The organism is Streptomyces sp. NPDC057702, assembly GCF_042799315.1.
Classification (GTDB): Bacteria; Actinomycetota; Actinomycetes; order Streptomycetales; family Streptomycetaceae; genus Streptomyces.
This window is the reverse complement of sequence record NZ_JBHVJC010000032.1, coordinates 30,318-51,676: the sequence shown is the minus strand read 5'-3', so window position 1 is coordinate 51,676 and position 21,359 is coordinate 30,318. Positions and strand designations below refer to the sequence as shown.

Annotated in this window: 15 protein-coding genes, 1 CRISPR repeat array and 1 riboswitch; of the genes, 5 read left to right on the top strand and 10 right to left on the bottom strand. The window is 75.2% G+C overall.

The annotated features are described in order from the left end of the window. Positions 1-7: 7 nt before the first annotated feature. The 3 genes from ACFVFR_RS23905 to ACFVFR_RS23895 all read left to right on the top strand — a co-directional run bounded on the left by ACFVFR_RS23905 (position 8) and on the right by ACFVFR_RS23895 (position 2,846). On the top strand, positions 8-1,591 hold the full coding sequence (locus ACFVFR_RS23905) for a hypothetical protein (RefSeq protein ID WP_383705002.1): 1,584 nt from the start codon (positions 8-10) through the stop codon (positions 1,589-1,591). 93 nt (positions 1,592-1,684) lie between these two features. Further along, positions 1,685-2,125, top strand: coding sequence for a hypothetical protein (locus ACFVFR_RS23900; RefSeq protein ID WP_383705000.1), 441 nt, complete (start codon positions 1,685-1,687; stop codon positions 2,123-2,125). A gap of 181 nt (positions 2,126-2,306) precedes the next feature. Further along, a complete protein-coding gene (locus ACFVFR_RS23895) occupies positions 2,307-2,846 on the top strand; it encodes a Scr1 family TA system antitoxin-like transcriptional regulator (RefSeq protein ID WP_383704998.1) in 540 nt (179 codons plus the stop codon). Between the two features lie 145 nt (positions 2,847-2,991). Then, a CRISPR array of direct repeats spans positions 2,992-3,875; the repeat unit is 28 nt; unit sequence CTGGTCCCCGCGCACGCGGGGATGGCCC. A gap of 67 nt (positions 3,876-3,942) precedes the next feature. Here ACFVFR_RS23895 and ACFVFR_RS23890 read toward each other — a convergent pair. From ACFVFR_RS23890 to ACFVFR_RS23855, 8 genes are all read right to left on the bottom strand, one after another. Then, positions 3,943-4,938, bottom strand: a complete 996-nt coding sequence (locus tag ACFVFR_RS23890; RefSeq protein WP_383704995.1) for an exopolyphosphatase — start codon at positions 4,936-4,938, stop codon at positions 3,943-3,945. Then, positions 4,935-5,615: a DUF501 domain-containing protein gene (locus tag ACFVFR_RS23885; RefSeq protein ID WP_383704993.1), complete on the bottom strand. Its 681-nt coding sequence runs from the start codon at positions 5,613-5,615 to the stop codon at positions 4,935-4,937. The genes ACFVFR_RS23890 and ACFVFR_RS23885 overlap by 4 nt, the downstream gene beginning before the upstream one ends. Before the next feature lie 117 nt (positions 5,616-5,732). Then, the gene (locus ACFVFR_RS23880; protein WP_383704991.1) at positions 5,733-6,203 is read right to left on the bottom strand and encodes a septum formation initiator family protein; all 471 of its coding nucleotides are present in this window, start codon (positions 6,201-6,203) and stop codon (positions 5,733-5,735) included. Between the two features lie 260 nt (positions 6,204-6,463). Beyond that, positions 6,464-7,750, bottom strand: a complete 1,287-nt coding sequence (gene eno / locus ACFVFR_RS23875; RefSeq protein WP_383704988.1) for a phosphopyruvate hydratase — start codon at positions 7,748-7,750, stop codon at positions 6,464-6,466. A 711-nt stretch (positions 7,751-8,461) separates the two neighbouring features. Next, entirely contained in the window at positions 8,462-9,226 is a 765-nt protein-coding gene (locus ACFVFR_RS23870; RefSeq protein WP_383704985.1) for a transglycosylase family protein, read from the bottom strand. A 2-nt stretch (positions 9,227-9,228) separates the two neighbouring features. Then, positions 9,229-9,394, bottom strand: a riboswitch (cyclic di-AMP (ydaO/yuaA leader). A gap of 275 nt (positions 9,395-9,669) precedes the next feature. Further along, positions 9,670-10,827 carry a transglycosylase family protein gene (locus ACFVFR_RS23865; protein WP_383704982.1) on the bottom strand — a complete coding sequence of 386 codons (1,158 nt, stop codon included), beginning with the start codon at positions 10,825-10,827 and terminating at the stop codon, positions 9,670-9,672. Positions 10,828-12,462: 1,635 nt separating this feature from the next. After that, positions 12,463-13,689, bottom strand: a complete 1,227-nt coding sequence (locus ACFVFR_RS23860; protein ID WP_383704979.1) for a cytochrome P450 — start codon at positions 13,687-13,689, stop codon at positions 12,463-12,465. A gap of 2,275 nt (positions 13,690-15,964) precedes the next feature. Continuing rightward, positions 15,965-16,423: a DUF6479 family protein gene (locus tag ACFVFR_RS23855; RefSeq protein ID WP_383704976.1), complete on the bottom strand. Its 459-nt coding sequence runs from the start codon at positions 16,421-16,423 to the stop codon at positions 15,965-15,967. Between the two features lie 1,408 nt (positions 16,424-17,831). Here ACFVFR_RS23855 and ACFVFR_RS23850 point away from each other — a divergent pair. Then, complete coding sequence (locus ACFVFR_RS23850; RefSeq protein WP_383705096.1) at positions 17,832-19,013, top strand: MFS transporter; 1,182 nt, start codon at positions 17,832-17,834, stop codon at positions 19,011-19,013. A 242-nt stretch (positions 19,014-19,255) separates the two neighbouring features. Here ACFVFR_RS23850 and ACFVFR_RS23845 read toward each other — a convergent pair whose 3' ends face one another. After that, positions 19,256-20,197, bottom strand: a complete 942-nt coding sequence (locus ACFVFR_RS23845; protein ID WP_383705093.1) for an arsenic resistance protein — start codon at positions 20,195-20,197, stop codon at positions 19,256-19,258. Between the two features lie 170 nt (positions 20,198-20,367). Next, positions 20,368-20,721: a MerR family transcriptional regulator gene (locus ACFVFR_RS23840; protein ID WP_383705091.1), complete on the bottom strand. Its 354-nt coding sequence runs from the start codon at positions 20,719-20,721 to the stop codon at positions 20,368-20,370. Between the two features lie 174 nt (positions 20,722-20,895). Between ACFVFR_RS23840 and ACFVFR_RS23835 the strand changes: the two genes are divergently transcribed. Continuing rightward, entirely contained in the window at positions 20,896-21,339 is a 444-nt protein-coding gene (locus tag ACFVFR_RS23835) for a hypothetical protein (protein ID WP_383704973.1), read from the top strand. Positions 21,340-21,359: the final 20 nt, after the last annotated feature.

Sequence of the window (21,359 nt, the reverse complement as noted above, 5' to 3'; positions counted from 1 at the left end):
GAACTGCATGATCAGACAGCCCGAGAACCTGGAGGAGTGCGTCGACTGCGGCCGACGCAAGCCCGTCGCGAACCGGCTGCCTGATGGCCCACGCTGCCAGAACTGCCGGCCGAGGATTACCGCGGAGTGCGGCATCTGCGGGCGGACGGCGCTCTGCGACATGTCCCGGGCTACCGGCCAGCCCTGGTGCGACCGCTGCCAGCAGCGATGGGTGGCCTGCAGCGGCTGCGGCACCGTCGCCCAGGCCCGCAGCGGAACCTGGGAGGAGCCGTTGTGCGCGAAGTGCACCAACCCCGACCCGGGCTTCTGGGGTCGCTGCCCGGTCTGCACCATCACCTGGCAGCTCAGCACCCGCCCCTGCCAACGATGCGTCCTCGACCAGCAAGTATGTGACCTCCTCGGCGGCCCGGACGGGGCCATCCGCCCCGAACTCGCCCCGTTCCACGACGCGTTGACGAGCGCCGATCGTCCCGACGTCGCTTTCGCCTGGGTCTCCCGCTCCAAGGCCCGTGACCTCCTGGAACGCATAGGCCGCGACGAGCGGCCCGTTACCCACGAGGTCCTCGACGAACTGCCCCCGGGCAAGGTTCTGGCCCACCTGCGCAGTGTCCTGGTCGCGACCGGCGCCCTGCCGCCCCGCGACGAACGGCTGGTCGCCCTGGAGAAATGGATCACTGCGACGGTCCAGGCCCGCACCGATCTCGCCGAACGGCGAATCCTGCACGGCCACGCGGTCTGGCACCACATGCGCCGGCTCCGGCGCCGCCTCGGTGAAGACCACACCACCCGGCTCCAGGACCTGAACGTGCGCTGCCACGTCACCGCGGCGAACAACTTCCTCGACTGGCTCGTCGGCGAAGGGCTCGCAATCGGGACCTGCACCCAGACGGACCTGGAACGCTGGATGGCCGACCCCACGGTCAGCTACCCCGACGAGACCGGCCACTTCGTCCGCTGGTCGGTACAGCACCGGCATGCCCGCGACCTGACCTATGGCACCGTCCGCTGGACCGGCCCGCTCAGCACCATCGACAGCGAGAAACGCTGGGCGGACGCCCGGCGCCTCCTCAGCGACGACACGCTGCCGACCCCGGACCGCGTCGCAGGACTGCTGCTGATCCTCTACGCACAGAAGATCGCCACCATCAGCCAACTCGCCGTCGGTGACGTCGACTTCGACGGCGACTCTGTCGCCATCACGTTTGGCACCTCGCCGGTCGTCCTCCCCGCGCCGCTGGCCAGCCTGGTCCGCGAGCTCGTCGCGACCCGCCGCGGCAAGGCCAAGATCGGCACCCCGGAGGACGCTCCCTGGCTCTTCCCCGGAGGTCAGCCGGGACGCCCCCTCGGCGACGACCGGATCGGCCAGCGCCTCCACAAGATCGGGATCCGGCCCAAGCAGGACCGCTCCACCGCGTTGTTCGCCCTCGCCACCGAAGTGCCCGCCGCGATCCTCGCCCGGATGCTCGGGGTCCACATCAAAGTGGCCGTCCAGTGGCAGCAGGCATCGGGCGGGGACTGGGCCGCCTACGCCGCCGACGTCGCCCAGCGCCGCTCGACGAGTGCCGATGAGCCCGGCCCCCCAACGACTTAACCCTCCAAAGAGCCGCGATTAAGCCTAGACATACAGCGGACCAGGTCTCTAAGTTGGGTCTATCGAGGCTCATGAACCGCTATGGAGGTTCACATGAAGATCGTGATTGAGGATGTCCCCGAGGAGTTCGCTCGCGAGCTTGTGCAACTTGCTGCGGGGCGAGGGTTGCACATGGAGGTCGCACCTCCTGTTCCTCAATGGACAGGGGACTACGCACAGATCCTGCTGCGAGCTCTGCCTGATCTCCAACGCAACATCTTCCAGGTCACCGTGGAAGGTGACGGATGGGGCGATGCGGCCAAGCTACGAGGCGACGACGGAGCCTCCCTCAAGGGGCGGACCGGCTCGATCACCCGCACCATCAACGCGCTGATCAAGCGACAGGAGCTGCCGCCCGGGCTCCCCAAACCGATCGCGGCCAACAACGACCCCAACAAGCGCTCTTACCAGCGCACTGGGGGCTTCCGGATGCCCCAGGAGTGCCTGCCGGCGTTCAGAGAGGCGTTCAAAAGCATCCGCGAAGTGCATCAGTGAGCGGGGTATTCAGAGGGTTCCAATACCCGACTCCACCATTACCAAGGCTGACACGACCGGCAGGGATCTGGCCGAGGCGCTGGGTTGGCACCCGTCGAAGGTCCCGCGCCTGGAGACCGGCGAACAAACCGCGACACCCGCCGACCTGACGAGTTGGGCGGCAGCCGTCGGACGGCAAGACGTGGCGGGCGAGCTAAAGGGCCGACTAGCCGGCCTGGAGACGACGTACCGGTCGTGGCGTCGTCAGCTCGCCGACGGGTTCCGGCCGCGACAGGATGTGGCCATCGCGGAGACGGAAGCCACTCGGGCGATCCGCGCACTGGAGGTCGCCCTCGCGCCTGGGCTGGCCCAGACAGCCGACTACGCACGCCACGTGTTCGCCGCTGCCGCGACCTTCCGACGCGTTCCACGGGACGCGGAGGACGCGATACGCACACGCATGCGGCATCAACAGGTGCTGTACGAGCCCGGCCGCAGCTTCCGGTTCCTGATCTGGGAGGGCGCGCTGTTCGCCCGTCCGTGCCCCCCTCCCCCGAGGTGCTGGCCAACCATCTGCGACGGACCCGTGTTCGCGGACGAGGCGACCTGGGTGCCCGACCCGGAGTCCGGAACCCGGAGGGTCCATGGTCGTGCACCCCACCCGTCCGGTCTCCACCGGCCACCCAAGGAAAGGGAGCCGAACGCCCCCTGTCTCGGCTCCAGGTATCGTCAGCGTTCGTGACTGGAGACAGGGCGGGCGGCTTCTACGCCCGGCAGGTCAAGGAGAGGCGCGGGTGAGCGAATTGCCGGCCTTGGGCGATAGGTCGCGCTCAGCGGAAGTTGCAGAAAACCGGCCTCCCGCCAAGTAAAACCGCAGGTCAATAACTCTGGTCCCCGCGCACGCGGGGATGGCCCCGGGACGGCAGATTTGTGCGTGCGGCTCAACGGCTGGTCCCCGCGCACGCGGGGATGGCCCCGCGGAGAGCCGGGTGCTCGTGGCCCACACGGACTGGTCCCCGCGCACGCGGGGATGGCCCCAGTAGGCCCGGCCGTGCCGTGCTGGACCAGCACTGGTCCCCGCGCACGCGGGGATGGCCCCGTGTTGGCGGCCTCCTCCATCCACGCGACGAGCTGGTCCCCGCGCACGCGGGGATGGCCCCGTCGCCGGCGTCGGCCCGGGAGCGAGCAGCCTCTGGTCCCCGCGCACGCGGGGATGGCCCGTGCGCACCGCCGTGTCGAGCGGCCTCTTCGTACTGGTCCCCGCGCACGCGGGGATGGCCCCCAGTCCAGCCCGTCGCGGATGTGACCGACCGTCTGGTCCCCGCGCACGCGGGGATGGCCCGCCACCCGCCCCGCCCATCCTCCGTCAGCTGCGCTGGTCCCCGCGCACGCGGGGATGGCCCCACGGCGACGTGCAGGTGCGGGTGCCAACCGTTCTGGTCCCCGCGCACGCGGGGATGGCCCCTACCGCACCAAGCTCCGCGAGACGGAGGCCAAGCTGGTCCCCGCGCACGCGGGGATGGCCCCACGGCACAGTGGAGCGCGCGTTCACGCTCGACCTGGTCCCCGCGCACGCGGGGATGGCCCTCACCTGGGTCGTGAGCTGCATCTGATCTTGGGCTGGTCCCCGCGCACGCGGGGATGGTCCCTCGCGGGGCACGTCGGCCTCCGCGCCGAGGATCTGGTTCCCGCGCACGCGGGGATGGTCCCATCGTCGGCCTGAACGACAGCTTCCTCCCGTGCTGGTCCCCGCGTACGCGGGGATGCCTCCGGTGTCTGCGGTGCCCCCGGCAGGGCTCCCCGCCGGGGTTCGCGGGGCCGGGAGGCGGGAGGCGGGCCTACTTCGTGGCCGGTTCCGCCGCTGAGAACGCGATGCCGTCCAGGATGTCGTGTTCGCTCACGACGACCTCGTGGGCGCCGGCGCGTTCCATGAGGGTGAGGAGGACCAGGGCGCCGGCGGCGATGACGTCCACGCGGCCGGGGTGCATGACGGGGATCGCGGCGCGTTCGGCGTGGGTGGAGTTCAGGAGGCGGTCGGTGATCTCGCGGACGCGCTCGACGGGGATGACCGCGTGGTGGATGGCGGCCGAGTCGTAGGCGGGCAGGTCCAGGGCGATGGCGGCGACCGTGGTGACCGAGCCGGCGAGGCCGACCAGGGTGGGAGGGCCGTCGGCGGGGCGGAGCGGGACGGTGCGTTCGACGTCGTCGAGGGCGGCCTCGATGTCGGCCCGGATGGCGGCGACCTGGTCCGGGGTCGGGATGCCGGGCTCGGCGATGTGGCCGCTGTCGTCGGCCAGGTGGCGTTCCGTCATCCGGACGCAGCCGACGTTGACGCTGCGCGCGGCGCGTACCGTGCGGTCGCCGACGACGAACTCCGTGGAGCCGCCGCCGATGTCCACCACCAGGTAGGGGCCGCTGTGCGGCGCGGTGGGGTCGGCGGTCAGCTCGCGGGTGGCGCCGGCGAAGGAGACGGCGGCCTCCTCGTCGCCGGTGATGACCTCGGGTTCGACGCCGAGGATCTCGCGTACGCCACGGACGAAGTCCGCCCGGTTGGAGGCGTCGCGCGAGGCCGAGGTGGCGACGAAGCGCAGCGCGGGGCGCGGGCCGCCGGGGACGCCGAGGTCCTGGATGACCTTGGCGTACTCGCGGCAGGCGGCGAAGGTGCGCTCCAGCGCCTCGGGGGCCAGCCGGCCGGTGCGGTCCACGTCCTGGCCGAGACGGACGATGGTCATGCGGCGGTCCAGCTCGTGCAGCGCGCCGGTGTCCGGGTCGATGTCGGCGACGAGCAGGCGGATGGAGTTGGTGCCGCAGTCGATGGCGGCGACGCGCTTCACTCGCGGTCTCCTTCGGGGTCGGGGGTGCCCGCCGACGTACCCGGGCCGCCCTCGGCCGGGGCTTCGCCCGGGGCGGCCTCGGTCGGGTGCGCGCCCGGGGCGGCGGTGCCCGCCGGCTCGCCCGGACCGGTTTCGGCGACCGGCCCGCCGCTCGCGCACGCCCCGCCCGGGGTGACGCACGGGCCCTTGCGCCACCACTCGGGCAGCAGCGCGATGGCCTCGTCGCCCAGCGGGTTGACGCCGGGGCCGGCGGCCAGCGAGTGGCCGACCAGGACGTGCAGGCACTTGACGCGGTCGGGCATGCCGCCGGCGCTGGGGAAGCCGGCGAGGACCTCGACGGCGTCGCGGCGGGCGATGTAGTCCTCGTGGGCGGCGCGGTAGGCGGCGGCCAGCTCCGGGTCGGTGGCCAGCCGCGCCGTCATCTCCCGCATCACGCCCTCGGCCTCCAGCGTGCCGATGGCGGAGGCGGCGCGCGGGCACGTCAGGTAGTACAGCGTCGGGAACGGCGAGCCGTCCGGCAGCCGGGGCGCGGTCTCGACGACGTCCGGGTTGCCGCACGGGCAGCGGTGGGCGATCGCGCGCAGGCCGCGTGGGACGCGCCCGAGCTGGTCGCCGACGGCGGTGACGTCCGCGTCGGTCGGGGCGGCGTGGGCGGTCTGCGGTGGGGGCGTGTCCATGCGTGAAGGGTTTTCTCTTCGTTCGGTTCGTCGGGCGCCGCGCCCGGTGCCCGGTGTGGCGGGCAGCGGGTGGCGGACGGGGTGCGGGGTGCGCGCCGGTGGCCGGTACGCGCGGGGTCAGCGCTGGGCGTCGGCCGCGTCCACCTCACCCCAGAGGTTGCCGTACCAGGGCTGGTCGGCGGAGCGGTCCTCGTCGGAGCGCTCGGCGTCCTCGTCGTCCGGGCCCAGCATGCTGTACCCGGTCTCGCCGGGGCGCAGGTAGTGCAGGTGCTCGCGGGCCAGCCGCTCGATGTACGCGGGGTCCGCCAGGCGGGCCTTGCGCTCGCGCAGCCGCTCGACGTCCTCGCGGATGCGCTCGGCCTGCCGGCGCTGGTCGGCGATGTCGGAGCGCTGGGAGACGTACTGCCGTATCGGGTACGCCAGCGCGACGACCAGGGAACAGACGACGAGCGCGAGGAGCGCGGCGCGGCCGGTGAGCCGGCCGCGGCGGGGTGGCCTGGCCCGGGTGCGGGCCCGGTAGACCCGGGCCGCGGCGTTCTCGCCGAGCACCCTCAGCCTGGTCGCGGTGGAGAACCGGTCCGCGGGCACGTCTCTCCCCTTCATCCGTGGTCGTCCGTGGCGGCCGTGACCGGCTGCCACGGGCCGTGGTGAGCCCTGGTCAGCCGCCGTCGGCCCTGGTCGGGCGTGCGCGCCTGGGCGGCGTGCGCGCGGGTCGGTCGGCGGATGCCGGCCGGCCGAACGCGCACCGCCAGCACACACGTACGTCCCCGGCCACGGTACGGGACCGGGGCCGGGGACGGACGGAAAAGCGGCGGGCTCGCCGCGCGGTGGGCGCGGCGGGCGCCGACTCAGCCCGCGAAGCGGAAGCGCGGGAAGGCGCTGCGGCCCGCGTAGACGGCCGCGTCGTCGAGGATCTCCTCGATGCGCAGGAGCTGGTTGTACTTGGCCACGCGCTCGGAGCGGGCCGGGGCGCCGGTCTTGATCTGACCGCAGTTGGTGGCCACGGCCAGGTCGGCGATGGTGACGTCCTCGGTCTCGCCGGAGCGGTGGGACATCATGCACTTGAAGCCGCTGCGCTGGGCCAGCTCGACCGCGTCCAGCGTCTCGGTCAGCGAGCCGATCTGGTTGACCTTGACCAGCAGGGCGTTGGCCGTGCCGGAGTCGATGCCACGGGCCAGGCGCTCGGGGTTGGTGACGAACAGGTCGTCACCCACGATCTGCACCTTGTCGCCGAGCTCGTCGGTCAGGGTCTTCCAGCCGTCCCAGTCCTCCTCGTTCAGCGGGTCCTCGATGGAGACCAGCGGGTAGGCGGAGACCAGCTCGGCGTAGTACGCGGTCATCTCGGCGGCGCTGCGGGCCTGGCCCTCGAAGGCGTACGCGCCGTCCTTGAAGAACTCGGACGCGGCGACGTCGAGCGCGAGCGCGATGTCCTGGCCGGGGGTGTAGCCGGCCTTCTTGATGGCCTCGACGATGAGGTCGAGCGCCTCGCGGTTGGAGTCCAGGTTCGGCGCGAAGCCGCCCTCGTCGCCGAGGCCGGTGGACAGGCCGCGCTCCTTCAGGACGCCCTTGAGCGTGTGGTAGACCTCGGTGCCCCAGCGCAGCGCCTCGGAGAAGGACTCCGCGCCGATGGGCGCGATCATGAACTCCTGGATGTCCACGTTGGAGTCGGCGTGCGAGCCGCCGTTGAGGATGTTCATCATCGGCACCGGGAGCTGGTGCGCGTTGGGGCCGCCCAGGTAGCGGAAGAGCGGCAGGTCGGACGCCTCGGAGGCGGCGTGCGCGACGGCGAGCGAGACGCCGAGGATGGCGTTGGCGCCGAGCGAGGACTTGTCCGGGGTGGCGTCCAGGTCGAACATGGCCTGGTCGATCAGGCGCTGCTCGGTGGCGTCGTAGCCGACCAGCTCCGGGCCGATCTGCTCGATGACGGCGAGCACGGCCTTCTCCACACCCTTGCCGCCGTAACGGGCCTTGTCGCCGTCCCGCAGCTCCAGGGCCTCGAACTGGCCGGTCGAGGCGCCGGACGGTACGGCAGCACGGCCGGTGCTGCCGTCGTCGAGGCCGACCTCGACCTCGACCGTGGGGTTGCCTCGCGAGTCGAGGATCTCGCGAGCTACGACGACGTCGATAGACGGCACGAGCGGTCTCCTTCGTGTGGGTCTGAGCTTCTGCGACACGAGCCTAACCGGCCCCGGCACCCCGGCTCGCCGCGCGCCCGCCCGACGAGACGACAAGAGGGGCAAAAGCGCAGATCGTCGGGCGAATGACGCAACCGAATCGGCGGCGCGGCTCCCCCGGGCAGCGCTGGCCGGGGTCCTCGCGCGGGGCGCCCGCGGCATGCTTACGCGCCCCGGACGACGGTCCGCCGACCACCAGCCGTCCGTCAGCCGACCGCCGGTCGACCACGCCGCGTCGGCGGGTACGGGCGGGTACGGCCGGCGCCGGGACGGGCGGAGGCCGGGCCGGGCGCGGGGGTCGAGGCATCCCGCCAGGGGTCCGTACGGAGCGCGACGCCGCGGCCTCCCGCGCGGCACCGGCACCCCGTGCGGGCCGGCCCGCTACCGGCGCCCCGCCCGGCGTGGGTGCCGCTGGCGTCCCCCGCGGCCCGCGCGGCGCTGGCGCCTCGTACGGCGCGCCCCGCCGCGGGCTCGTACGGCCCTACGTCGCGTTTCCCGTACGCCACGGGCGCGCCGTGCGCCGTGGGGCGGCCGGGAAACGCGGAGCCCCGCCGCGGTGCGCTCGGGGGAAGGCGCACCGTGACGGGGCGGTCTGCGGTCGCGCCCGGCGTGCGGGCGGGACGGCGCCGGGCCGGCTCGGGGCGGGGCCGGCCGAGCGCCTCAGACGAGGGGTCAGCTCAGGTGGAGCTGCTGGCCCGGGTAGATCAGGTCGGCATCGGTGACGATGTCGTCGTTCAGGTCGTACAGCTTCGCCCAGCCGCCCTTGACGTTCTCGGCCTCGGCGATCTTGGCGAGGGTGTCGCCGGCCTCGACCTTGTACTCGCCGTCGCCCTTCTTGATCGTCTTGGGGGCGGTCTGCTGCGGCGCGGCCTGCTTCGGGGCGGCGTGCTTGGGCACGTACCGCTCGGAGCTGCGGCTCGGGGCCTGCTCGTCCGTGGCGCGCGGCCCGGCGTGCTTCGGGGCGGCCTTCGGCGCGGACTGCTGCGGGGCGGCCTGCTGCTGCTTGGGCGCGGCCTGCTGCTTGGGGGCCTGCTGCTTGGGCGCGGTCTGCTTGGGCGCGGTGTAGCCGCCCTGGGTCAGGTTGACGCCACAGTGCGGCCAGGCGCCCTTGCCCTGGCTGGCCAGGACCTTCTCGGCGATCTGTATCTGCTGGGCCTTGGACGCCTTGTCGGCGGTCGAGGCGTAGGCGGTGCCGCCGTACGCGGCCCAGGTGGAGGCGGAGAACTGCAGGCCGCCGTAGTAGCCGTTGCCGGTGTTGATCGACCAGTTGCCGGTGGACTCGCACTGGGCGACCTGGTCCCACTGGCCGGTGGTGGCGGCGTTGGCGCCGGTGGCCCCCATCAGCGGCACGGCGACGGCGGCACCGGTGACACCGGCGAGCGTGGCGATGCGGGTGGCCTTGGACGGACGACGGTGCTTGCCCTTGGAAATCAGCATGTTGGTTTCCTCACCGACGCCTACGAGGTGAGCTGTCGGGTTCGGACTGTGAGTTGCCCGGCCGCGGTTTCCCGCGGCTTCACCCCAAGCCGTGCAGCCCCCTCGTTCCACGGGCCGTCCGGCACTTACCTGTGGTTCCCCCGCTCCTGCCTTCGGCGCTTGACGCGTCGGTTCCCCCCGGCCGCCGGCAGGATTCGGCGTGACGACCAGTGGCGCTCGCGGTGGCGAGCGATGAAGACCGTAATCACAGATCCCCGGAGTGCTCAAACCCCAACATCCCTGGAAAGTCAGTGGGGTTTACCCGCAAGAAAATCACATCCCCGCAGGTCAGACAGCACGCACAAAGGCCGGACAAGCAAGACACGCCGGAGATCCGAAGAGACCCATGTCTCACTTTCGCAAAGCGGGGTGTTCGCGTACGAAACCCCCCATGCGGCGGCCGGTCAGCGCTTGGCGGTGGCCTCCAGGTCCAGCTTCTGGCCGGGCAGGATCAGGTCGGGATCGTCCCCTATGACGCTTTCGTTGGCCTCGTAGAGGGCCGGCCAGCCGCCCGGGGTCTCGTGCTTCTCGGCGATCGCCCACAGCGTGTCACCGTCGCGCACCTTGTGCTCACTCCGGGCGACATCGCCCGTGCGGTCGGTGGCGCGCCCGCGCTCGCCACGGTCGGCGTGCCGACCCTCGGGGCGCTCCCGGTCCGTGTCGCGGTCGCCGGTGGCGCCGTCGGGCGTCCCGGGCTCCTCGCTCGGCTCGCCCCGGTGCTTGCCGGTGCCCGCGCCGTCCTCGCGCTCCCGCGCGTCGCCGGGCCGCTGAGCGTCGCCCCGCCCGGCCTCGCCCCGCCCCGCGGCGTCCCGCCCCGCGTCGTCCTGGTCGCCCCGGGACGCGTCGGGCGTCTGACCCGGCGTCTGGCGGCCGGCTCCGTCACGGTCGGCCGGCGTGTCCTCGTCCCGGGTCGGGCTCGGGCTGGCGTCGTCGGTGGGCTTCGCGTCGTCGGGGGCGTCCGCGTCGGGGGTGGGCCGGTCGGTGCGCTCGGCGTCCGGGGTCGGCCTGGTGTCGGAGTTCGGCTTGCCGGCCGGCTCCGAGGTGGCGTCCGGGCTGGGCTTGGTGTCCGGGGTGGGCTTCGCGTCGGGCGCGTCCGGTCTGGGGCTTGGCGTGTGGCCGTAGTCGCCCCGGTCGGTGCCCCGGTCGTCCTGGGTGGTGTCGCCCGGGTTGACGTCGGGAACCTCGCCGTCCTCGGTGAGGCCGGCCGACTGGGCGCAGTCGTTCCAGGCCGCCGGGCCGCGCTCGGACAGGATCGTCTGGGCGACGGCTATCTGCTGCGCGCGGCTGGCCAGGTCCGGGCGGGCCGCGTGGTCCTTGCCGCCGTAGAGCTGCCAGGCGTCCAGGCTCAACCCCAGACCGCCGTAGCGACCGTTGCCCTCGTTGGCGCTCCAGGTGCCGCCGCTCTCGCAGTCGGCGACCCGGTCCCAGGTGGCCGTGTCGGCGGCGCCGGCACCGGTGGCACCCAGCAGCGGGAGAGCGATTCCCGCGCCGGTCACCCCCGCTGCGACGACGATGGCCGGGGCCTGACGGGGGCGTCGGTGTTTGCCGTTGCCGGATCGCATGCGGTGGCCTCTCGTGTGGCGGCAGATTTTGACGGTCGAACATACTGCCGGCCCGGGACCGTCACAAGCTGATGTAGTGGAGGTCACGCGGCGATCACGTCGCTGACGTGGCGTCAGATCACGGGTGCGCGCGACGGTTTAGCCGCGCCCTAGCACAGTGCGCTGACGCGCTCGCGCGCGGCCGGCGGAACACCCGGCGCGCGGGCCGCGACGAGGGGGCGCGGGAGGTCAGGGACGGGCGCGCGGCCACATGGCGCCGGCGGGAGCGGGCGGCGTCGCGCTGCGCGGCACGCCGAACGGCCGGCGCGCGGGGCGCCCGCGGACCTATTCGGCCACCCGGGTGCGAGGGGGGTGGCTCCGTCCGTCGCCGTACGTGTCTTACGTAGCTGGCGCTTGGCGCTTGGCGCTTGGCGTTTGGCGTTTGGCGCTTGGCGGGTGGGGAGCGGCGGGTGGTGCGGGTGCCGCGAGGTGCGGGGCGCCGGGCGCGGGGTGGGGTGGGGTGGGGCGCCGGGCGCGGGGTGGCGGTGCGGGCCGGCGGGCGTGGGGGGCTGTGCGGGCCGGCGGGCGGAGGTGGGGCGGGGCGCGGGTGCGGGCGATGGCGCGAGGGGCCGGGTCGGCGCGGGTCGCCAGGCGAGCGGGGGCGGGCGGGGATGCGGTGGCCGGCTGCCGGGGAGGGGGGCGAGTCGATGGCGCGCGGGCGCCGGGCGGACGCGGGCCGTCAGGCGAGCGGTGGTGGGCGGAGGTGGGGTGGTCGGCCACCGGCCGCCGGCTGTCGGGCAGGTGGAGCGGGTTGATGGCACGGGGCACCTGGCGGACGCGGGCCGCCAGGCAAGCGGGGGCGGGCGGGGATGCGGTGGCCGGCTGCCGGGCAGGGGGGGCGGGTCGATGGCGCGCGGGGGGCAGGGCGATCGCGCGCGGATCAGAGGTGTGGGGGCAGGGCGATGGTGCAAGGCCCGGGCGGACGCGGGCCCGTGGCGCGGGGGCGGATCGATCGCGTGCGGGTCGGTGGCGCGGGGCGTCGGGCGGGCACACGCTGACGGCGAGACGGCGACCCGTCGGGCAGACGGGTCGGGGGCAGGGCGATCCGGGTAAGCGGGCAAGCGAGGGCGGGTCGGTCAGGTCGCCCCCACGCCCGCCGGGCAGGCGGGAGCGGGGGCGGGGCGGGTCGGCCGAGCGCGCGCGGGCCGGAGGCGTAAGAGCAGGCCGATGGCGCGAGGCCCAGGCACGGGCCCGTGGCGCGGGAGCGGATCGATCGCGCGTAGGCGCCAGCGGCGCGGGGCGTAGGGCGAGAACCGATCGATCCAGCGCGCGGGCCAGCGGCCGAGGCGGGGGGCGGACCGGAGTGCGGCGCCGGGCGGGGGCGGGTCCGATGGCGCGCGGGCCAGTAGTGCGCGCACGGGCCGACGGTGTGGGTGCCGGCCAGCGGTGCGCTCGCGGGGCAGCGGTGTGGGCGCGGGACAGTGGTGCGCGCGGGCCAGCGACGTGGGTGCGAGCCAGCGGCGTGGGCGGGCCGGGGGCGTGGGTGCGGGCCAGCGGTGCGCGCGGGCCAGCGACGTGGGTGCCGGCCAGCGGCGTGGGTGGGCCGAGGGCGTGGGTGCGGGCCAGTGGCGTGGGTGGGGGGTGGTGGTGGGTGGGTTAGTTGGTGGGCGGGGTGAAGGTGACGGGGAGGGTGCGCAGTCCGCGCATGATGAGCCCGCCGCGCCAGCGCAGTTCGGCCGGGTCGGCCGCCAGTTCCAGGTCGGGCAGCCGGGTCAGCAGGGTGGCGATCGCGGTACGCCCCTCGATGCGGGCGAGCGGGGCGCCGACGCAATAGTGGATGCCGTGGCCGTACCCCAGATGCTGGTTGTCGCGGCGGCTCAGGTCGAGCCGGTCGGGGTCGGGGAAGCGGCGCGGGTCACGGTCGGCGGCGGCCAGCACCACCAGGACAGGCTCGCCCGTGGCGACGTGCTGGCCGTCGATGGTCAGCGGCTCGGTCGCGAACCGCCAGGTGGCCAGTTCGACGGGCCCGTCGTAGCGCAGCAGTTCCTCCACGCCGGTGTGCAGCAGCGCCTCGTCGCCCGCCGCGAGGGCACGCCGCAACCGGGCGCGCTCGTCGGGGTGGCGCAGCAGGGCCAGGGTGCCGTTGCCGATCAGGTTGATGGTGGTCTCGAAGCCCGCGAAGAGGAGGACGAAGCACATGGCGGCGGCCTCGTTCTCGGTCAGGTGCTCGCCGTGGTCGCTGGCCCTGATCAGGCCGGAGATCAGGTCATCGCCCAGGTTCTCGCGCTTGCGGCGGATCAGGTCGGCGAGGTAGTCGCGGATCTTCCGCACCGCGCGGGCCACCCCGCCGCGTGGGCCCCCACCGTGCCGGATCATCATGCCGGCCCAGTCCCGGAAGTCGGCCTGGTCCTCGGGCGGGACGCCGAGCATGTCGCAGATGGCGTAGATGGGGAGCGGGAAGGCGAACTCGTGGATCAGGTCGGCGCTGCCGCGCTCGGCGAAGTCGTCGATCAACCGGTCCGTCAGCTCCTGTACGCGCGGCGCGAACTCGGCGGCCCGACGCGGGGTGAACGCCGCCGAGACCAGGCGGCGCAGCCGTGTGTGGTCCGGCGGGTCGATGTTGAGCAGATGCGTCATCAGGTCGGCACTGCGCTCCCCCGGAATCCCGACCCGCCCCTTGGCGTGCGCCGCCGCGCTGTGCCGCAACGGGTTCTTGGACAGCCGCGGATCGGCCAGCACCCGCTTGGCGTCCTCGTACCGCGTCACCAACCACGCCTCCACCCCGCTGGGCAGCGTCGTCCGCCGCACCGGCGCGTGCTCACGCAGCCAGGCGTACGCGGGGTACGGGTCGCTGGCGAACTCCCAGGTGAACAGCTCGGGCATCGCGGGGGTCGCCTCCGGCGGGGGTTCCGCGTCGGGGTGTGGGGGCACCTCCAGCGAGGCGTCCGCCTGCGGCGAAGGTTCCGCGTCAGGACGTGGCGCCGCCCCCGGCAGGGGCTTGGTCCGCAGGGGCGGGACCGCTTCTGGTGTGGCCGCGGCAGCGGGGCACGGGGTCGCGGCTGGCGAGGTCGCGGCACTCGCATGTGGTGCCGCGCTCGGCGAGGTCTCGGCGGCGGGGCGAGGGGACGCCTGCGGCGAAGGTTCCGCATCGGGAAGTGGGGGCGCCTGCGGCGAGGTCTCGGCGGCGGGGAGCGAGGTCTCCGTGCCGGGGCGCGCGGTCGCCTTGGGCGCGGCCTCCGTGGCGGGGTGGGATGCCACCTCCGGCGCGGCCTCCGCACCCGGAGGTGGGGCCGCCCCCGGCGAGGTCTCGACGGCGGGGCGAGGGGACGCGTCCGGCGCGACCTCCGCAGCGGGACGCGGCGCCGTGTCCGGCAGGGGCTTGGCCCCCGGGCGAGGGGCCGCTTCTGGTGTGGTCGCGGCGTCGGCGTGTGGGGGTGCGTCGCGTGGGGTGGTGGCGTCGGGTCGGGCGACGGTCTCCGGTGCGGGGGCGGCGTCGGGGCGCGCGGGGGCGTTGTCGGTGGCCGTGGGCGTGGGCGCCGTGCGCGCCTCGGTGCCCCGTCCCGTCGGTGGTCGCCCGGCCGGGGGGCTGGGTGGTGTGGCCTGAGCGGTCGGATCCGTGCTCGGTCGACTGCGGGCCGGGACGTTGGAGCTCATGCGGTGGGCGGCCCGGTCCGGGGAGTGGCCGCCCGTGGTGTCGTGGCCGGCGGAGTCGCGGACCGTCAGCTCGGGGGCCGGGGTGTCGCGGACCGTGGACGCGGGGGTCGGGGTGCTGGGGGCCGAGGAGTCGCGGGCTGGCGCCGGGTGGCCGCCGGTGGCGTGGACCGAGGCGCCGGCGGGGCCCGCTGCCGTGAGCGCGGCCATCGGACACCCGGCGGCGGGGGGCGGGGCGTCGTCACGGGCCGGGCGAGGGGCGGCGGGGGCCTGGTCGGGGACGGGGCCGGGGATCGGGGCCGACGCGCGGGCAGCAGTCTCTTCGGGCACCCCTCCGACGCTACCCGCCCCACGGGGCCGCTGGCGCGCACTGAGCGGGGAGTACGGACCGGCCACGGGGCGCGCGGTTCCGTGCCGGGCGCGGGACACGGTGCGGGGCACGGTGGGCGCGGGGACACGGTGGGAGGGGGTGACCCGCCGGGGGCCGGGCCCACCGGATGGCGTTGGTCCGCCGGGAGCGAGGCGCGCCTGAGCGGGGCACGCCGGGTGGGAATGGCCCGCCGGGTGGGAATGGCCCGCCGGGTGGGAATGGCCCGCCGGGAGGGAGGCACGCCGGACGGCGAGGGCGTGCGGGGAGGGAGTGGCCCGCCGGGTGGGAATGGCCCGCCGGGAGGGAGGCACGCCGGACGGCGAGGGCGTGCGGGGAGCGGGGCGCGCCGGACGGCGGTGGCATGTCGGGGGGGGGTGCCCCGACCGGAGCAGGGCGCGTCGGGGGCGGCGGCACGCTGGGCAGCGCGGCGGGTCCGCTCGGCGCGCGGGCGCGGCGGGGGGAGCCAGGTCGGCCGGCCGCCGGGTGGCTCGCCGCCTCGGGTACGCCGGCAGGTGTGAGGGACATCGAGCCGTCTCGGACGCGGCCGACCGGAGTGAACGGGGCTGACCGGAGGGGACGTGACCCACCCGAGTAGGCGGGGCCGGCCGGAGGGGACGTGCCCACCAGAGCGGGCCCGACCGGCCGGGGGACGCGACCTATCCGGAGAGGAGGCGGCCGACCGGAGAGGGCGCGACCTACCCGAGCGGACACAGCCAGCCGAAGGAAACGGCACCCACCCCCGAGGAGGCACGACCGGCCCGAGAGGACGCGGCCTACCCGAGAGGGCACGGCACACCCACGTAGCCGGAGCCGACCGGGAAAGAGACCGCCCACCCAAACGGGCACAACCAGGACGCGACCCACCCGACCGCGTACGGCCCACCCCGAACAGGCACAGCCAGCCGGGGAGACAGGGCCTACCCCCGAGAGGTCGCGGCCAGCCGGAGGCACGCCAAACCCACGTAGCCGGAGCCGACCGGAAAGGAGACGGCTCACCCGAGCGGGCACAGCCAGCCGGAGAGGGCACAGCCAGCCCGGAAAGGGCACAGCCTGCCCGGAAAGGGCACAGCTTGCCCGGAAAGGGCGGGGCCTCCGACAGTGCGTGCGGCCTACCCGGGTGGGCGGGGCGCGGAGGGGTTATCGGTGGTGATGGTGGCGGCGGCGGTCGGTGTGTTCTCCCTCTCGGGCGGGCCTGGTGCCCTCGTTGCCGTAGTCCTTGAACTCGTTCGGCATCAGGCGGTGCCGTCCGTCGTGCTTGGGCACCTCGTCCGGGACGCGGTGTTGGGAGATGTAGCCGATCTCCTCGTCCTCCTGGTGGCCGGGGCCGTGGTCCGGGGCGACGTGGCCGGTGCGGTGCTCCTCGGATGTCTCCCACGCGCCGGAGCGGCGTTGGGGTTCCTGCGGGGGCGGCGGCTCGCGATCTCGGCGGCGGAGGCCGTACGACACGGCCAGGATCAGCACGGCGACGACGGCGAGCCCGGCCACGAGGGGGCCGATGCCGACCAGGTAGTCGCGCTTGACGGCCAGCTCGACGACCGCGTCGGAAGCCGAACCGCCCGAGAAACCTCTGGTGTGGGCCATGCTCTGGATGCTCATGCGACACGGGTACCCGGCTTGCCCGTGGTCAGTCAGCCCGGCTGGACAAAACGGCGCACACACGGCACGGCAGGCCCCGGCCGCCGGCCGTCGGGGTGCCCACTTCGACGCGGCCCCACGCCGCCGGCACGCCGCCCCGGGCCGCCCTCGCGCGCCGGGCCCACCACGGAGGGGAGGTGGCACGGGAGGCGCGCCGACCCGACGCGCGGTCGGCCCCGCCTGGCGGCCAGACCGCGAGACGGCCCGAAACCACCGGCCGAGGCGGTGACGCGCGCACACCCGGGCAGCGCCCGCCGGGGCCACGGCGTACCGGCGCCCGAGTCGGTGACGTACCCACCGGGGTGGTGGCCGGCCGGCGGCCGGAGTGACCGCGTGGCGGCCGGGGGGACGGTGCGGCGGCCGGACGAGGCGTCGGCGCGGCGACGCCCGAGTCGTGGCCGGGGCGGTCTCACGGCGGCGCGCGGGGCCCATGGCAAGTCACCGGCCAAGGCAGTGACCCGCCAGCCTCGTGGGGGGCGGACACACCGACACCCGAAGCGGCGCCGTAGCCGCACCCGAGGCGGTGCCGGGTCGGGGCTTTGGACGGCGCCGTGGCCGCACCCGAGGCGGCGCCGTAGCCGCACCCGAGGCGGCGCCGGGTCGGGGCTTTGGACGGCGCCGTGGCCGCACCCGAAGCGGCGCCGTAGCCGCACCCGAGGCGGTGCCGGGTCGGGGCTCCGGGCGGCGCCGGCGCCGGGGCCCGGCGCCGGTCGCGTAGCGGCTCCTCCGTGGGCTTCGCCTGGTGATCGCGGCGGGGCGGTGGGGGGCATGGGCATTAACTGTTGGACTCGCTGGTGGCGGTCGGGAGAGGGTCGCGGGCGGGTGCCACCGGCGCCCGGTACGGGGGGCGCGACGGCCGCGCCCCGGCGCGTGGGCCACCACCGGTCGGCGCGTGCGGCGTACGGCGAGAACGGCGGAGGAGATCATGCGGGACGACGGCGTACGGAAGGCGGCGCCGGACGCGCCCACGCCAGCAGCACGGAGCGTGCCGCGCGGCGCCGCGTCGCGGCACGTGGCACCCCCGCCACCCGCGCCGGCGCGGGCCGGGGCGCCGGACTCCGGGATACCCGCCCCGGCACCATCCGCCACCGGGACACCCCCGGAGGCGGCGGGACCCGCGACACCGGCCGCCGAGGCGGCGGACCCCACGACGGCGACTCCCCCGAAGGCGACTCCCGGGGCGGCAGAGGTGACGGCGCCCGTCCCCGGGACGGCGCACCCCGCGACACGAGCCGCCGGGACACCGGACCCCGGCACGCCCACCCCCGACGCGGGAAGCCGCGCGGCGACGAGCGGCACGGGCGGCGGGGACGGCGTTCCGCGTGGCGAGGGGGGCTCGTCGGGGATCGGGCGGGGGCTGCTGCTGTTGATGTCGGTGGCGGCCGGGCTCTCCGTGGCGGGGAACTACTTCGCCCAGCCGTTGCTGGACACCATCGGTGACGACCTGGGGCTGGGGTCCTCGCTGGCCGCGCTCGTGGTCACGGTGGCCCAGGTCGGGTACGGGCTGGGCCTGGTGCTGCTGGTCCCGTTGGGCGACCTGGTCGAGCGGCGGCGGCTCGCGGTCGGCCTCACCGGGGCCACGGCGGCGTTCCTGACCGTGACCGCCAGCGCCCAGAGCGGCGCGCTGCTCCTGCTGGGCACCGCGCTGACCGGCTTCTCGTCGGTCGCCGCCCAGGTCGTCGTCCCGTACGCGGCCACCCTCGCCGCGCCGCACGAGCGCGGGCGTACGGTCGGCACCGTCATGTCCGGGCTGCTGCTCGGCATCCTGCTGGCCCGTACGGCGGCCGGGGTGCTGGCCGACCTCGGCGGTTGGCGCACCGTCTACTGGGTCAACGCGGCCCTCATGGCGATCCTCGCCGTACTCCTCCACCGCCACCTGCCCCGGCTGCGGCCGACGGCCACCCTGCGCTACCCGGCGCTGCTGCGTTCGACGGCCGGGCTGCTGCGGCGGGAACCGGTCCTGCGGCGGCGGGCGGCGATCGGGGCGCTGACGTTCGGCTCGTTCAGCGTGCTGTGGACGTCGATGACGTTCCTGCTGTCCGGCCCCGACTACGGCTGGTCCGACTCGGCGATCGGACTGCTCGGCCTGGTCGGCGCGGCCAGTTCCCTGGTGGCCTCCCTCAGCGGCCGGCTGGCCGATCGCGGGCTGGCCCACCGGGTCAGTCGCGTCGGCGCGCTGATCCTCGTCCTGTCCTGGGCACCGCTGCTCGCGGCGGGCCCCGGCGGCGGCTGGGCGGTGGCCGCGCTGCTGCTCGGCGTGCTACTGCTGGACCTGGCCGTGCAGGCCGTCCACATCAGCAGCCAACACCTGGTGTACGCGGTACGCCCCGAGGCCCGTAACCGCCTCAACTCCGCCTATATGAGCAGCTACTTCGCGGGCGGCGCGGCCGGTTCGGCGCTCACCTCCGGCGTCTGGGCGGTCGGCGGCTGGCCCGCGACCTGCGTGGCCGGCGCGGCCCTGGCCACCGGCGCGCTGCTCCTGGTCACCTCCCGCGAGCCCCACCCGACAGCGCCACACGAGGGGCCCGCCAGGGCGACGGCGCCACGCTAGCCCGACCGGGGCGGGCCGGGCGCACCGGGTGAGGCCGAACCCCGCGACGCCTCCGCCACGGCCCACACCAGCCCGCCCCGCCGCGACCCGCCGCGCGGCGCCCGGCGCCCGCCCCCTCGCACGTCACCGGGGCGGGGGGAGCCGGGTGGCTGGCGACCACGGTCGAAGCCCACGCGGTGGGGGATCACGGCCGGAGCCCCGCCCCGCCAGCCCCTCGCGGGGCCCGTCCCCGCCCCCGCCCGTCAGCGGGTGGGGAGCAGGCGGGGGACGGCCCGGATGTAGACGACCATGCCGATGACCTCGACCAGGGTCTGGGTGACGACCACGACGGCGGCGACGGCCAGTTCGTCGGGCAGGGCCAGCGCGAGGGGGAGGACGACCAGGGAGTTACGGGTCGCGCCGGTGAAGACGACGGCGCGGCCGGCGGGTACGTCGAGTCGGAACAGGCGGGCGACCCCGACCCCGGCGAAGGCCATCACCACCAGGAAGAGCGCGTAGAACGGCACGACGCGGGCCACGTCGGCCCCGCTGTCGTGCAGCTTGGGCGCCTGCGAGGCGACCACCGTCAGCAAGGTGGCGGCCATCAGCGGCACCATCGTGGTGCCGACCGCCTCGACCACCCGCGCCCCGGCCGTACGCCGGGCCGCCCACGCCTGGGTGAGCCAGGCCAGCGCCAGCGGAACGACGATCAGCACGACGAACGCCTCGACGAACGGCCCGACCTCCACCACGTCGGCCAGGTCCGCGCCCATGAAGAGGAAGAGGAAGCCCGGTAGCAGCGCCATCTGGGCCAGCAGCAACAACGGCGTGGCGGCCAGCAGGCGCTGGTGGGCACCGCCGGCGAGCCCGCTGAAGACGATCACGTAGTCCACGCAGGGCGCCAACAGGACCAGCAGCACACCCAGCCGCACCGCCTGGTCGCTCGGCAGGAACACGAACATCGCCGCCACCACCAGCGGCACCACCACGAAGTTGACGAGCAGCGCGGCGGCCAGGAAACGGTCCGCGCGCAGCGAGCGGACCAGTTCGGCGGCCGGCACCTGAAGGAACGTCACGTACAGCAGCGCGGCGAGCACCGGGTTGATGGCGTGCTCCAGCGTCGGCCCCGCCCCCGGGGCGGCCCAGCCCACCAGCGCGCCGGCCACCAGCGCCCCCACGTACACCGCGATCTGATGGCGTTCCATGTTCGCGACCAGGCCAGATGACTGCGACAACGTACGTGCTCCTCGCGGCGTCCGCGGCGGACGGGTTGGTGGGGTGGGGTGATTGCTGGGCGGGTGGGGTGGGTTCGGCGGGTGGTCTCAGCCGACGGCGGTCAGTGCCGCGCGCGCGGCGGCCTCGGCAGCGGGCAGCGTCAGCCGTACGCCCCGTCGACGGGCCGCCGCCGCACCGCGTCCAGCGTGGGCCAGAGCGCGCCGCCGGGTGGGGTGCGGGCCGCCAGGTCGGCCGCCCGGGCCGGCGCGTCGGCGACGCGGGCCGCGACGCGGGGCCGCGGGTCCGTCCCGCCCCGCGTGCCGACCGGCGCGGCCCCACGCGGCAGCCCCGGACGCTTGGCCGGGCCGATGAACGCCAGCCGGTCGACGGCGTCCTCGGCGTAAAGGCGGTATCCGGCCGGGAGCCGGTCCACGGGCAGCGGGCCGGCGCCCCCGTGGAACCGCGGCGTGCTCGCGGGGACCCCGGACCGCGCGCCGAGCTGGGACATCCGCATCGCACTCACAGGGCGACGGTAGACCTTCGCTCCGAGGCGAAGGTCAGGCCACCCGTGCCGTGGCCGGCCGCGAGCCCGTCGGATCAAGCCGCCGACGACCCCGAATCCGGCCTCGCGCCCGGCGTGCGGCCCCGCGATTCTGGCGCAAACCGTATGTAGCCCTTCCGTTACCGTGTGCTGGTGATGATCGAGGGGCGGCCGGTGCGGGGGATGGCGGTGCGAGCGCTGTGGCTCGCGCTGCTGCTCGCCGTGCTGGCGCACGTCACGGGCTGCGTCCACGGGCCCCTCAGCAACGGCCCCGGCCGGGTGGACGCCACCGCGCTCACCGCCCCGTCGGCCCCACCCGCGCCGCAGCCCACGCCACGCCCCGCGCCGCTGCCCGCGCCCGAGAGCGCCGCGCCCGGCGCGTGTGGCCACCGCCACCAGGTCCAGGAGTGCGCCGGCATCGACGTGCCGGCGCTCCCGCAGACCGACGGGGCCAAGGTGCCGCCGCTCGCCTCGGCGTCGCTGGACGTCGCCGAGGTGCCGGGCGCGCGGCCGGTACGCGCTCCCCCCGGCCACGCGGGGCCGCGCCCCGGCGCCGGGCCACGGGCGCTGTTGCAGGTCTGGCGGAACTGACCGGGCCACGCCCGCCCCGG